Here is a 12,989-nt window from a genome sequence, read left to right as displayed (position 1 = left end):
ACGCGAAACGGAAGCGGGTCAGGCGGCGAGCCAGCCGCGGTACAGGCGGTCATAAGCGCCAGCGCGCAAATCCTCGCGCTCGGCGACGATGAGGTGCTTGGCGACCTTCTCGGACGGAGTTTTCGGCAAGCTCGCGCGGAACTCGAGGAAACGCGGCACCTTGAACGGCGCGAGATGCGCGCTGCAATGCGCGAAGAAGCCATCGACATCGAAGGCATCGGCCGCGACGCCCGGCTTCAGCACGATACAGGCCTTCACCTCCTGTCCGCGATCGATATCGGGAACCGGAATGGCGGCGGCTTCGAGGATATCCTGCCAGCCGAGCATCACCGCCTCGACCTCGCGCGCCGCGATGTTCTCACCCGAGCGGCGGATCATGTCCTTGATCCGCCCGACGATATAGTGGAAGCCGCGCGCGTCGCGCCGGAACAGGTCGCCGGTGCGGAACCAGCCGCCCTCGCGAAAACTGTCGGCATTGGCTTCGGGCTTGTTCCAGTAGCCCTGCAGGATGCCGGGGCCGCGGATCCACAATTCACCGATCTCGCCGGCAGGGACTTCGTTGCCCCCCTCGTCGCGAACGCTCGCTTCGCGGAAGGGCGAGGCGATGCCGCAGGTGCCGGAACCGACCATCGAGGTCGCGCCATAGGGCGTGAACAGGGCCGAGCCGACCTCGGTCATACCGAAGCTCTCGCGCGCCACCACGTCGAAGCGCGCTTCCAGTTCGGCATGCATGTTCTTCCGCAGACCGAAGACCGAGACCATCTTCAGCGGGATATCGCGGTCATCCGGTCGTGGCACCTGCTTCAGGACGATCTGCGGGAAGATGCAGTATTCGATGCCGTAGCGCCGGACCCAGTCGAGGAAATTGGTCCCCGAGGCCTTGGCCGCGACGAAGAGCGTGCCCTTCAGGCGCATCGCCATCAGCAGCAGCCATTGCGGGTCCATGTAGTAGAAGGGCTGGGCCGCGATGACATGCTTGACGATGCCGTTGGCCCGCATCGCCGCGACCCGGCCGAGCGTCAGCCAGTAGCGGTGGCTGAGCATGCAGCCCTTGGGAAAGCCGGTCGTGCCCGAAGTGTACTGGATATTGATGAGATCATCGAGCTCGGGCTCCCGTTCCGGCACGAAATCCGTCGCCGAGGTCGCCGCCAGCTTTTCCCAGTCGCCCGCGCCGCCGACGACGATCGGCCTGGCGAAAGCCGCGAGATTCCTGACCTCGGGCGCCTCCGCGATCTCGGCGAGCACGCCGGCCTCGATCACGATCGTCCCGGCGCCGCTATCGGTCAGCACATAGGCGACCTCGCGCGGGGTATAACGGACATTGACCGGCACCATGATCGCGCCGATCCGCGCCAGCGCCAGCCAGGTCAGCGGAAAGGCCGGGATATTCGGCAGCATCACGCCGACGCGGTCGCCGAAGCCGATGCCGCGCGCCGCAAGTCCCGCTGCGAGCGCGCGCGTCTTCTCGGCAAGCTCGCGATAGCTGATGGTGATGCCGGCCTCGAAGAAATTCGCCGCCGGGGCATCACCCATCTCCGCCGCGCAAGCCTCGATGAAGGCCGCGAGATTGCGCGGGAACGGCTCGGCCTCGATCAGCGCGCGCAAATCCGCGGCTTCCTGCAATTCCCTATCCATCGGTCTGTTCCGTCCTGAGCCGGCGCAATCCGGCGCTGCGTGCAATTTCCGCGATGCCGAGCCCGACCATCGACATCGCCACCATCACGCAGGCAGCGGCGGCGACGGTCGGGTCGAGCCTGAGATTGAGGTCGTTCCAGATCCGGAGCGGCAGGGTCTCGATCGCCCCGGAAACGAAGAGCGTGATGATCAGGTCGTCGAAGGAAGCGAAGAAGGCGAACATCGCTCCGGCGAGGATCGCGGGCCTCAGCGCCGGCAACGTGACCAGCAGGAAGCTCCGCCACGGACCGGCGCCGAGCACGCGCGCCGCACGCTCGATCGTCTCGTCGAGATTGCGCAGGGCAGCGCTGACCACGACGATGACATAGGGCACCGCCACGACCGTATGGGCGAGGACCAGCGTGGTCAGGCTCTCCAGCCATTTCAACCGCGCGAACAGCATGAACATGCCGAGCGCGATGACGATGCCCGGCACGATCAACGGCGCGATCGCCAGCCCGTAGAGCAGCCCGGCGCCCGGCAGGCGATGGCGCACGATCGCCAGCGCGCTCGCGGTGCCGATAGCGACCGAGAGGATCGTCACCAGCACACCGATCTTGACGCTGAGCCAGAGCGCCCCGCTCCAGGACGCATCGGTGAAGAGCACGCGATACCAGCGCAGGGACCAGGCGCTCGGCGGAAAGCTCAGGATCTCCGACTCGTTGAAGGAGAGCGGGATCAGGAAGACCAGCGGAAACAGCAGGAAGAACACGACCGCGCAGAACCAGAGGCCGAGCGCGATGCGGACGATACGGGGGCTCATCGCGCGCCTCCGTAGAGATTGCGCTCCGGCACCAGCCAGCGCAGCAGCGCGACCGCGGCGATCGTGGTCGCCAGCAGCACGAGCGCCATGGCCGAGGCCGCCGTCCAGTCGTTCATCTGGTGGACCTGGAGGTCGATCAGGTTGGCGATGGTGCGGTGGCGCGGTCCGCCGAGCAGCGCCGGCGTGATGTAGAAGCCGAGCGAGAGGATGAAGAGCAGCATCGCCGCGGCGACGATGCCGGGCTTCGTCATCGGCAGGTAGACATGCCAGAAGGCGCGCCAGGGCGAGGCACCGAGCACGCGCGCCGCCCGGACCAGCCCCGCATCGAGCTCGGTCATCACGCCGACCAGGGTCAGGATCGCGACCGGCAGCAGGATCTGCACCATGCCGAGATGCACGGCGAGCGGCGTGAATAGGAAGCGCTGGGGCTCGGAGGTGATCCCGAGCCAGATCAGCGAGGCATTCAGCAGCCCCTCGCGCCCGAGCACCAGCGACCATGTGTAGGTGCGCACGAGCACGCTGGTCCAGAACGGCAGCAGCACCAGCGCGAGATAGATGCCGCGCCGCGAGGCCGGCTGGCCCGCGATGAAGCAGGCGGCGGGATAGCCGAGGACGAGGCAGATCAGCGTCACGCTCAGCGCGAGCTTCAGCGTGTTCATGAAAACCACAGCGAAGACCGGCGATGACATCAGCCAGCTGACGCCGGCCCATGCCCCGCTCTTGCCCGCAAACGAGACCCGCATGATCTCGATGAATGGGACCACGAAGAAGATCGCGAAGAGCAGCAGGAGCGGCGCGGCCAGAAGCGGCGCCACCATCGATTTCCTGAGCACGTTCCCTGTCCCCGGCCAGTCGCTCGCTTCAGCTCAGCAGCCAGGCGGCCCAGCGCTCGGTCAGTTTCGGCCGGTGCTCGCTCCAGTATTCCGGGTTGAAGGAGTACTGCACCGCCACATTGTCAGGGTGTATCGGCAGGATTTTAGCGAGATCGGGCGAGACCTTCTCGATCAGGCCGGGCGCGAAGCCGGGATAGGGCGAATCCTGCAGGAGCTGGACGCCCTTGTCGGGATCGAGCCGCGATTTCATGTAACGCATCGCCTCCTTCGGGTGCTTGGCCCCTTTCGGCACCGCCCAGTAGGAGAGCTGCAGCGCCCCGCCGTTCCAGATGATGTCGACCGGCTTGCCCTCCTTCTTGAGCGGCGGCACGCGCCCGTTCCAGACCGTGCCCATCACTGCCTCGCCATCGACGAGGAGCTGGACCTGCTGGGCACCGGTCGTCCACCAGGCCGCGACATGGCGCTTGATCTGGTCGAGCTTCTTGAAGGCGCGCTCGACATCGAGCGGGTAGAGCTTGTCGGCCGGCACGCCGTCGGCCAGCAGCGCGAATTCGAGGTTCTGCACCGGGGAATCCTGCAGGGCGCGCGGCCCCGGGAAGCTCTTCACATCCCAGAAATCGGCCCAGGATTTCGGCGCCTTGCCGCCGAACTTGTCGGTTCGGTAGGCGATCACCGTCGAGAAGGTCGAGGTGACCATGCCGTATTTCTGGCGGGCGATCGGCGGCAGCTTGTTGTCGGGATCGACGATCGACCAATCGATTTCGGTCAACCAGCCATTCTTCACGGCCTCGATCATATCGGCCCCGCCCATCTCGGTCAGGTCCCATTCCATGTTGCCGGTCTCGACCATCGCCTTGAGCTTGGCGAGCGAGACGGGCGCGGTGGCGCGAACCCCGATGCCGGTCTCGGCCGTGAAGGGCTTCTCGTAGATACGCTCCAGCGACTTGGCGAGGCTGCCGCCCGAACCGTTGACGGTGATCGTCACGGCCTGCGCGCGAGCGCTGGTGCCCATAGCGGTGAGCGCCGCGCCACCCAGCGCCAGGCGACCCATGTCACGTCTCGTCATTGCGGTCATCGTTCGTTCCCTTCCCCTTGTTGTGTCGTGGAATCGATCGTCAGCCGTCGAGGAACGCGGCCCTTTCCAGGCTGAACCCGAGCGTCACGGGAGCGCCGACGACCGGGCCGTCGCTGCCATGGCGGCGCTGCTCCTGCACGATCACGCGCCCGGCCTTCTCCGTCTCGACAACATAGCGATAGCTGCCGCCATGGAAGGCGACGTCGCCGATCCGCCCGGCAAGCGCAAGCGTAGCCCCGGTCTCCGAAACCCTTGTGAAATGCTCCGGCCGCAAGGCCACCCGCCCGCGCCAGCCTTCCGGCAGGCGCGCCGGCGCCGGGGCTTCTGCTCCCGCGAAGGCGAGCCGCCCACCGCTCAGCTCGGCCGGCAGGAAATTGGTCTCGCCGACGAATTGCGCGACGAAGGCGTTGCTCGGGCTGTCATAGACGGCGGCCGGCGTGCCGATCTGCTCGATCCGCCCCTCGCTCATCACCACGATCCGGTCGGACATGGCGAGCGCCTCGCCCTGGTCATGCGTGACATAGATCACCGTGCAGCCAATCCGGCGCTGCACCTCCTTGATCTCATCCTGCATCGCTTCGCGAAGCTTGAGGTCGAGCGCGCCAAGCGGCTCGTCCATCAGCAGCACGCGCGGCTCGAAGACGATGGCGCGGGCACAGGCGACGCGCTGGCGCTGCCCGCCGGAGAGTTCATGCGGCTTGCGCCCGCCGAAGCCTGCGAGCCGAACCATCGCCAAGGCCTGCTCGGCCCGCGCATGACGCTCCGCCCTCGGCACGCCGCGCATCCGCAGCGGGAAGGCTACATTGTCTCGAACATCCATATGCGGGAACAGCGAATAGCTCTGGAAGACCATGCCGACATTGCGTTTCTCGGTCGCCAGTCGGGTGATCGAGACGCCGTCGATCAGCACGTCGCCGGCACTGGGCTCGATGAAGCCGGCGAGAATGTTGAGCGCCGTCGTCTTGCCGGAGCCGGACGGGCCGAGAAAGGTGACGAACTCCCCGCCCGCGATATCCAGCGAGAACTCCCGGAGCGCCTCGACCGGGCCGTAGCGTTTCGTGATCCCCGCAAACGAGATCGGCGCCCCGCCTGCGGCAGCCTGCAGCCCTTTCGCGCCGCGATGTGCTAGAGATGGGTGCATCACGATCCTGAAACTGATATCAATGTCAGTATGTGAATCGGAGACGAGACGTGTCAAGCGGCCATCCATCCGCAAAGAAGACCAGAGAAGCTGTCGAAGCGGCCAAAACGGCAGTGAGCGCAACCGCCGGTTCAGGCGCGACAGGAGACGCGACCTCCGGCTTCAGCCTGCCAGAGGCCATGCGCGCCGAACTGGAAACCGCGCCGAAACTGTCGCGTTCGGAGATGACCCGGCGGCGGCTGATGATTGCGGCAGCGGAGCTGATCCAGGATTCAGGCTTCGGCGGGCTCAAGGTAGCCGATATCTGCAAGCGCGCCGATTTCGCCCACGGCACCTTCTACTTGCATTGGAAGGACAAGCGCGGCGTGGCGCATGACGTGCTGACCGCCTTCATGGAGGCGATCCGCGCCCACAGGCCGCAGCGCCAGCCTGGCCAGAGCTTTTACGAGCGCCTCGTCATCGGCCATCTCTACTATATCGACCTCTACCGCCGGAATATCGGCCTGATGCGCTGCCAGGGGCAGCTTGCCGACGAACTCGACGAGTTCGCGGCGATCGGCCTCAATGCAAATCTCGCCTTCGCTCGTCGGGTCTTGCGCGCAGCCGAGCATGCGGAACCTGCGCTTGCGGCGCAACCGGTTGTGCAACGCCTCGCGACAGCGTTGGCGTGCGTCGCGATGGTCGACAAGCTGCTGCACGAGATATTCGCCCGCGGCCTTGCCATCGGCCTCGGCGATGACGAACTCGCCCGCACGCTTTCGCTGAGCTGGCACCGTTCGCTGCTCGGCCGCGACCCGTGACCGCCGTCTAGGGACGTTTTCGACAAAGAGCAGCTTCAGCCTTCGTCGCGTCGCGGACGATGCGCGTCGCGGTTACCGGCGGCCTGCGGCTCTCGTCGATCTCGCCGGCGAAGACGATCGTGCCGTAATAGCTGCCGCTGACATCCGCCACCCGCTTGCGCTCGGCGACCGTCAGCCGCTCGAGCGAGGCCTCCCGATTCGGCAGGCGGCGGTTGGACGGCAGCAGCAGGACGTCGCGGGCCGGACACGGCGCCCGGAAGCAGCGGATGCCGTTATCGCAGGTCACGAATAGGTCTTCGGCCTGAACGGGTTGCCCGAGCAGGCAAAGCAGGACTGGTGCCGGGACGATCTTCATGGGCCCGCATCATCCCATCCAACGCGGCGCCCGGCATCGTCCATACGAATGACGCCGGGTCTGCCGTCGCGCTCAGGCCGCCTGCGGCTGCTCCTGCGGCGCGAGATAGGCGCTCTGGAAGGTCTCCATCACATGCCCGACCATGTCGCGCGCGACATGGAGCTGATCGTCCTGGAAGGCGAGCCTGCGCGGCGAATTGAGCACGATCTCGTAGCTCGGGAAGTAGTCGACGAAGTCGAAGCGGCGGAACAATTCCTCCGCCACCGCCCGCAACACCGATTTCGAGGCGCTGTTGGCGACGATGACATCGGCATCCTTGAAGGTCGCGCCGAACGGCACCGGCGACACCGTGACGACGAAGCGCATCTCCGGATGGCAGTGCTCGCGGATCAGCCCGATGATGTCGAGCATGTCGGCCAGCGTCGCGTCGTAACCGTAATCGACGAAGCGGAAGCGCTCCGGCATGCGTTGCAGCCAGACCGGGCCGGGATGGGCATTCATCGCGATGCCGGTCTCGGCATCGAGCCAGGTCTCGGTCAGGCCGAGCGTGAAGAAGCAGACGCGCGCCTGCCTGATCTGCGCCGTCGCGGCGGAGAGGCGCTGGCGGTTGGCGAGCGCCGTCTCGCGATCGAGCAGCCTGAGGCCGCTGGCCTGCGGATCGAACCATTGCCCGGGCGCGAGCTCGATCAACCCCTCGTCCGGGTAGCTTTCGCCGAGCAGGACGCGCTTGATCTCATGCGTCATCGAGCGCACCGAGTACTTGTTCAGCGCGCCCCGGCTGAGCTGGCCGCGATCGGCCCCGCCGCCGCGCCCGCTCTCCTCGTCCCAGCTCTCGAAATGCTCGGCCGGCACGCCATGGCCTTCGAGAAGCAGCGGCAGTCCGCGCGTCATCAGGATGTTCTCGACCTCGCGCGCGAAGCAGGAGCCCATGGTGAAGATCGGCTCCGACGGATCGAGCCGGAACTTCGACTTGTGCTCCACCGCCACATAGTCGCCGGTGGTCAGGCGCTCCTTGGCCATCTTCTCGGGCTTGCCCGAGGTCCAGCCGCGCACGGGATTGCCGCGCATGATCGAAAGGGCCGTACCCGCATCATACTCGATCTTCATGATCGTCTCCTGGTTCGTGGAAGCCGATAGCCGGAGCGCCTTCGCGTCCCTGCGAGGGCCGTTCATGGGTCCGGGCCAGCCCTCACATCCGGTGGGGAATGCCGTTCCGGTCGAGGAAGCCGCGCATCCGGTCGTAGGAGCCGGCATAGCTCTTCGCGAGGCTGTTCAGCGCCGCCTCCTGATAGACCGCACGCCAGCCGCCCTCGGCGAGCGCCGCCTCCGGCACGACCGGGATCTTCAACGTCTCGGCCAGTTCCTGGCTGCGCGTGTCATAGGCGACCAGCACGCCCGGCACGCCATGCGCCACGGCCGGCAGCACACCATGGACCCGGTAGCCGACCGCGAGGTCCTGCGAACGGGCGAAGGCGTCGTAATGCTCCACGTCGAAGAAGGAAAAGAGCTGCTTCTCGTAGATCCGGCGCATCGCGGCATCGTCCGCACCGCTCCACCAGCCGGTGCGGGTGAATTCGGCGACGGCCTTCTCCTTGGCCGTGGGATCGCGCAGGAAGAACGCCTTCTCCTCCTGCTCGCCATGCGAGGACATCACCATCTCGCTTTGGGCATCGACCTTGAGCAAGGCGGCCTTCTGGTTGCGCAGATAGGCCTCGGGATCGGCGGTATAGCTCTTGTCGGCCTCGCGGCGCAGGCTGAACGCGACCTTGCGGATCTCGCGCTGATCGGGGACGCGGATCTGGAGGTCGCGGTTGCGGGTGCGGAAGATCGAGGGGCAGCCGACCACCTCGACATTGCGGATGCCGTTCTGCCGGAGCGTCTCGGCGCTGAAGGCGCCGCGCACCCCGATGGCGGCCGAACGCTCGGCTACGATCGACCAGAAGCGCTTCGAAGCGTCCGGGAGTTCGATCTTGCGGTTCTGGCTCGCCTGCGCGCCGACGCCGATGGCGTAGACCGGCAGCTTCACCTTCTCCAGAACCTCGACCGCGCGGAACCACTCCATGCTCTCGTGGATGAAGTTGGAGCCTCGCACGAAGACGAAATCGAATTCGGAGGCATAGCGCGCGATGTCGGCATCCGTCGGCGACATGATCTTCATCGGCTCCAGATGCGCATAATCCAGGAGCTTCAGCGTCGAGTCGTAGACGATCATGTCGCCGATATTGAAATAATCGCTGAGCAGCTTCTCCATCGGCGCGCGATACCAGCGCACCTTGTCGTGGTCGTAGACCTCGCCCGCCGGATAGATCACCAGCGCCCGCAGCGCCTTGGTCTTCGAGACCGGGCGCAGTTCCGAGCCAGGCGCCAGCGCGCCGGTGCGCGCATCCGCGACCGCGATGGAGCGCAGACGGGTCTCCGGCAGGGCCGGCAGAGGGATGGCGATCTCGGCCACGGTCGCATCGCCGGTAACGAGCGCGCCCGGATGGATCGTGGCATAGTCCTGCCCGTCGAGGATGAGGCGCAGCGACGGCCAGCTCCCGCCGGGTTCGCGGGCGACGAGGACGACGACCTCCTGCGTGGTCGCGCGCAGGATCTTCATGGTCTGCAAGGCCTGGCTGGCCGGGAGCGGATGGGCGGGCGCATTCATGGGTTGTCCTTCACGATGCGAAGCTTGATGCGGACGAGATCGCGCTGCGGGCCGATCTTGCAGTCGGCGACATGCATCTTGGTCATGAACAGAAAGGGCTCGTCGCCCGTGGTCTCGAAATTGCGCGAGGGCGAGGCCGGGTCCGCGATGGCGCCGTAGCCATAGCGGTCGCGGTCGGCGCAATCCTTGCTCCATATCGTCGGATGCGTGACGAGCGTCTCCAGCGGCGACCAGCTCACAAGGTCCTTCGACCAGCTATAGGCGACGCGCCCGCCGGTGATGCCCTGCTTCGGATCGGGGCCGAGATGGAAGATCGCGAGCCATTGCCCGCTCGCCTCATGCCGCGTGACCGAACCGACCGTCGTCGGCAAGTGTCGGAGCGGCTGGCACGGCCGCGCCTTGTTCAGGTCGTCGCGATAGGGATCGACGGCGGGAATCGTGAAATCCTGCCCGTCGAAGGCGCGCCACGCCGTCGCGTCCTTGATATCCGTCGAGCGGAACAGGCAGACGCCGCTCTTCTGGCCCTCTCCGCCCGTCGTCGCGATCAGCGCGTACCAGGCACCGTCCTTCTCGACGATGTTCGAGGGATTGAAGAAGCCGCGATGCCGGCCCTGCCCGACATCCTGTCTGTAGGGCGGCGCTGCAACGAGCGGACGTGGCTCATCGGTCCTGAAGCTGCGCCCGCCATCATTCGAGCGGGCGGCGGTCACGACATTGTACCAGCAGCTCATCGCCTCCTTGAAGCGGCAGGCGCCGGGATGCTTGTCGGCATGGTATTCGGCATGGATCAGCGCCTCGACATGGCGCCCGTCACCGGTCCAGGTCGCGGCGATCCAGCTTTTGTCGCTGAAGGCGCTGGGATCGGCGCTGTTCTTCGCCTCGAACGAGACCGCGCAGCTTTTGCGAATCGAGGCGAGGTCGCGGCCAATCAGCGGGCGGTTGCGGTAATGGCTGGCGAAGGCGACGACCTCGCCCTTGTCGTCGCGGAAGGCGCGCAGCGGCGCATCCGGCAGATCCCATTGCTCGCAGCGCTCGCGCGCCCACGAAACCACCGTCTCTTCCTGCGCACCGGGCGCGAGCTCGAGCCGATAGTCCTGCGCCATCGCGGGCACTGCCAGCAGCAGGCAGGCCGCCGAAAGCGCCCTGCGCAGGGTGCGGGCGCCCTTCATGCCACCTTCCGTTCCGGCGCGGGCGCCTCCTGGGCAGCCGCAGCCGGCTTGACCATCTTGTGGTCGACCCTGTTCTCGCTGAGGAAGGCACTCATCGCGCGATAGACCTGCCCGTAGGCCGCGTTGAAGCGGTCGAAGCGCGCCTGCTCCCAGTAGTCTTCCAGCCGGAAGTCCTGCCCGGCGAAGACGTCGACGCTCGGGATCTTGAAGGTCTCGGCGAACTCGACGGTGCGGCTGTCATAGGTGAAGTAGATCGAGGGCGTGCCGTTCGCGAGCGCCATCAGGTTGCCGTGCAGGCGGTAGCCGAGCACGAGGTCGAGCCCGCGCACCAGCCGTTCATATTCCGCCACCACGTCGGAATAGAACATCCGGGTCTGGTAGAGGCGCTCGACCTGCTCGTCGAGATACCAGCTATTGGCCCACTCATTGGCGCGCAGCGCCGTCATCGCCTGTGCCTGCTGGTCGATGGTGCCGAGCGCGAGCTTCTTCTCCTCGACCTCGCCCTGCGACATCAGCGTGACCTCGAACCGATCGGCCATCGCCTTCACCAGCGAGCGGTGGAAGGTGAGGTAGCGCTTGATGTCCTGGGCATAGGTCTTCGAGACCTCGCGCCGCAGCGTGACGCCGGCTGTCTTGACCTGATCCAGCGGCGGCAGCCGGATGGCGAGATCGGGGTCGTTGTTCCGGAACGCCGTCGGGCAGCCGATGATGCGGACATTCCTGATGCCGAGGTCATTCAGCACCTCCGCGGAGTAAGTGCCGCGCACCCCGAGCGAGGCGGTCGAATCCGCGATGAGCTTGAGAACGGTCTTCGTGTCCTCGCTCAATTCAAGTTTGCCGCTGACCGGCGCCTGCGCGCCGATGCCGAACGCGATCACCGGAATCTTCAGCCGGCGCAGCACCTCGGCCGCCTTGGCCCAGTTCATCTGCGCATGGACATAGTTGGAGCCGCGCAGGAAGACGTAATCGTATTCGGCATTGAGCCGGTCGATCATCGCGGGATCGACACGGTCGATCGGCAACTCGTCGATCGCTTCGAAGTTGAGCAGCTTCAGCGAGGAGTCGAAGACGAAGGCGTCGCCGATATTGTGATAGTGCTCGATATGGCTCTGCAGATCGGCATGGCGATACCAGCGGACATTGTCGTGGTCATAGACCTCCCCGGAGGGGCTGATGACGAGGATGCGGGCCATGGTTGGGTCTCCCCTGTTGTCTCGTTATGGTTTCAGGCGATCATCGCGGCAGGGTCCTGCCGGGCGGGTGCAGGCTTGCGACGTTCCGCCAGCAAGCGGCGGTAGAGGTCCAGATGCGTGCCCGCACATTCGCGATGGCTCAGCGGCCGCCTGATGCCGCCGCGCAGGCGGTCCCAAAGGCCGGGCTCGGTCAGCGCGCGCGTCATGCAGTCGACGAGGTCTTCCGGGCTGCCGGGCCGGAAATGCAGGCCGTCGACCTCGTCGGTGATCTTCTCGGCCATGCCGCCGAGATTGCTCGCCAGGATCGGGCGGCCGTGGAAGAACGCCTCCTGGATCACGATCGGCGAGTTCTCCCACCAGACCGATGGCATCACCATCCAGTCGACCGAGCGCATCAGGTTCGGCATCTCGCGGTTCTGGAAGGCGCCGCAGAAGCGCACGCGGCGGCCGGCAGCCTCGACGAGCCTCGCGAACTTGTCCTGATAGGCCTGTGGCTGGCGCTCCAGATTGCCGCCATAGACCAGCAGGATCGAATCCTCGCCCCAGACCTTTTCGGGAATACGCGTCACCGCATCGATCAGCACGTCCGCTCCCTTGTAGGGCGTGAGCTGTCCGAAATAGGCGAAGCGCGAGCGCCGCCCCTTGCCTTCCGGCAATGGCCGCGGCGGCGCGGCGCCGGCGACGTCGATACCGTTCTCGATCACCGAGAAACGCTCCTCGGCGAGGCCCCAGTCGACATAGCGGTCGACGAGGAAGCGGCTCGGCGAGACGAAATGGTCGGCGAGCCCCAGCATGCCCTTGATGAAGGTCTCGCGCGCCAGGAAGCGGGCCGGCGAAATATCCGGGAAGCAGGCATTGCAATCGGTCGGAGAGGACCGGTAGCAGAGCTTGAAGGCTCCGGTCTTCACCATCTGGCCGTGATGGTGGCAGATCGAGAGATACTCGTGGAAGGTCACCACGATCAGCGCGTCCGGTAGCGCATCGCGCACCGCGAACAGGCATTCGAGACCGAGCCCAATGAAATGGTGGAAATGCACCACGTCCGGCTTCAGGTCGTGCAGCACGCGCACGAAATCGCGCTCGATCTCCTCCGTCGCCCGGTTCGAGATCAGGAAGTGGTCGTAATCCTCGGCGTAGTAGAGCAACTCGCCGCCGCGCTGGCGCAGGCTCATCAAGGCCGTGCCGGCATGGCGCGGTGTCGGCGCGCCGACACGGGCGAGGAAATGGGAATCGACGCCCTCGCCGGCCTGCAAGCCCTTGTGCAGGTTGTAGGAGGCCACTTCCGCCCCGCCGAGCGAGAGCGAAGGGTGGCCGTGCGATATCACGAGAACCCGCATCC

General features: G+C 66.1%; 12 protein-coding genes. 1 reads left to right on the top strand and 11 read right to left on the bottom strand.

Annotation, left to right across the window (positions count from 1 at the left end; all coding sequences use genetic code 11):
- Nucleotides 1-18: 18 nt before the first annotated feature.
- From OCUBac02_RS03305 to OCUBac02_RS03285, 5 genes are read right to left on the bottom strand one after another with little or no spacing between them, the layout of a single operon-like run.
- Entirely contained in the window at nt 19-1,635 is a 1,617-nt protein-coding gene (locus OCUBac02_RS03305) for a class I adenylate-forming enzyme family protein (RefSeq protein WP_173043447.1), read from the bottom strand.
- Nucleotides 1,628-2,437: an ABC transporter permease gene (locus OCUBac02_RS03300; protein ID WP_173043446.1), complete on the bottom strand. Its 810-nt coding sequence runs from the start codon at nt 2,435-2,437 to the stop codon at nt 1,628-1,630. The genes OCUBac02_RS03305 and OCUBac02_RS03300 overlap by 8 nt, the downstream gene beginning before the upstream one ends.
- Nucleotides 2,434-3,270 (bottom strand): ABC transporter permease, encoded by an 837-nt coding sequence (locus tag OCUBac02_RS03295; RefSeq protein ID WP_173043445.1) that lies wholly within the window; start codon nt 3,268-3,270, stop codon nt 2,434-2,436. Before OCUBac02_RS03295 ends, OCUBac02_RS03300 begins: the two co-directional genes overlap by 4 nt.
- Before the next feature lie 28 nt (nt 3,271-3,298).
- On the bottom strand, nt 3,299-4,336 hold the full coding sequence (locus tag OCUBac02_RS03290; RefSeq protein WP_173043444.1) for an ABC transporter substrate-binding protein: 1,038 nt from the start codon (nt 4,334-4,336) through the stop codon (nt 3,299-3,301).
- A gap of 49 nt (nt 4,337-4,385) precedes the next feature.
- A complete protein-coding gene (locus OCUBac02_RS03285) occupies nt 4,386-5,486 on the bottom strand; it encodes an ABC transporter ATP-binding protein (protein WP_173043443.1) in 1,101 nt (366 codons plus the stop codon).
- Between the two features lie 113 nt (nt 5,487-5,599).
- Here OCUBac02_RS03285 and OCUBac02_RS03280 point away from each other — a divergent pair, with 113 nt between their 5' ends.
- Entirely contained in the window at nt 5,600-6,286 is a 687-nt protein-coding gene (locus OCUBac02_RS03280; protein ID WP_173043442.1) for a TetR/AcrR family transcriptional regulator, read from the top strand.
- Between the two features lie 7 nt (nt 6,287-6,293).
- Here the strand turns inward: OCUBac02_RS03280 and OCUBac02_RS03275 are convergent, their stop codons facing one another.
- The 6 genes from OCUBac02_RS03275 to OCUBac02_RS03250 form a co-directional block, all read right to left on the bottom strand.
- A complete protein-coding gene (locus OCUBac02_RS03275) occupies nt 6,294-6,641 on the bottom strand; it encodes a hypothetical protein (protein WP_173043441.1) in 348 nt (115 codons plus the stop codon).
- A gap of 72 nt (nt 6,642-6,713) precedes the next feature.
- Complete coding sequence (locus OCUBac02_RS03270) at nt 6,714-7,748, bottom strand: GSCFA domain-containing protein (protein WP_173043440.1); 1,035 nt, start codon at nt 7,746-7,748, stop codon at nt 6,714-6,716.
- 82 nt (nt 7,749-7,830) lie between these two features.
- Complete coding sequence (locus OCUBac02_RS03265) at nt 7,831-9,288, bottom strand: polysaccharide pyruvyl transferase family protein (protein ID WP_173043439.1); 1,458 nt, start codon at nt 9,286-9,288, stop codon at nt 7,831-7,833.
- Entirely contained in the window at nt 9,285-10,457 is a 1,173-nt protein-coding gene (locus OCUBac02_RS03260) for a hypothetical protein (protein WP_173043438.1), read from the bottom strand. Before OCUBac02_RS03260 ends, OCUBac02_RS03265 begins: the two co-directional genes overlap by 4 nt.
- A complete protein-coding gene (locus tag OCUBac02_RS03255) occupies nt 10,454-11,650 on the bottom strand; it encodes a polysaccharide pyruvyl transferase family protein (protein WP_173043437.1) in 1,197 nt (398 codons plus the stop codon). The genes OCUBac02_RS03260 and OCUBac02_RS03255 overlap by 4 nt, the downstream gene beginning before the upstream one ends.
- A gap of 32 nt (nt 11,651-11,682) precedes the next feature.
- The gene (locus tag OCUBac02_RS03250; RefSeq protein WP_173043436.1) at nt 11,683-12,987 is read right to left on the bottom strand and encodes a glycosyltransferase family 4 protein; all 1,305 of its coding nucleotides are present in this window, start codon (nt 12,985-12,987) and stop codon (nt 11,683-11,685) included.
- Nucleotides 12,988-12,989 lie beyond the last annotated feature (2 nt).

It is taken from the genome of Bosea sp. ANAM02, assembly GCF_011764485.1.
GTDB lineage: Bacteria > Pseudomonadota > Alphaproteobacteria > Rhizobiales > Beijerinckiaceae > Allobosea.
The sequence above is the reverse complement of the archived record's forward strand: the minus strand, read 5'-3'. Positions and strand labels throughout refer to the sequence as shown.

Coding starts and splice junctions, on each gene's coding strand:
- OCUBac02_RS03255 (WP_173043437.1), bottom strand. CDS start 11,650: ATGGCCCGCATCCTCGTCATCAGCCCCTCCGGGGAGGTCTATGACCAC.
- OCUBac02_RS03275 (WP_173043441.1), bottom strand. CDS start 6,641: ATGAAGATCGTCCCGGCACCAGTCCTGCTTTGCCTGCTCGGGCAACCC.
- OCUBac02_RS03265 (WP_173043439.1), bottom strand. CDS start 9,288: ATGAATGCGCCCGCCCATCCGCTCCCGGCCAGCCAGGCCTTGCAGACC.
- OCUBac02_RS03290 (WP_173043444.1), bottom strand. CDS start 4,336: ATGACGAGACGTGACATGGGTCGCCTGGCGCTGGGTGGCGCGGCGCTC.
- OCUBac02_RS03300 (WP_173043446.1), bottom strand. CDS start 2,437: ATGAGCCCCCGTATCGTCCGCATCGCGCTCGGCCTCTGGTTCTGCGCG.
- OCUBac02_RS03260 (WP_173043438.1), bottom strand. CDS start 10,457: ATGAAGGGCGCCCGCACCCTGCGCAGGGCGCTTTCGGCGGCCTGCCTG.
- OCUBac02_RS03305 (WP_173043447.1), bottom strand. CDS start 1,635: ATGGATAGGGAATTGCAGGAAGCCGCGGATTTGCGCGCGCTGATCGAG.
- OCUBac02_RS03270 (WP_173043440.1), bottom strand. CDS start 7,748: ATGAAGATCGAGTATGATGCGGGTACGGCCCTTTCGATCATGCGCGGC.
- OCUBac02_RS03250 (WP_173043436.1), bottom strand. CDS start 12,987: ATGCGGGTTCTCGTGATATCGCACGGCCACCCTTCGCTCTCGCTCGGC.
- OCUBac02_RS03285 (WP_173043443.1), bottom strand. CDS start 5,486: ATGCACCCATCTCTAGCACATCGCGGCGCGAAAGGGCTGCAGGCTGCC.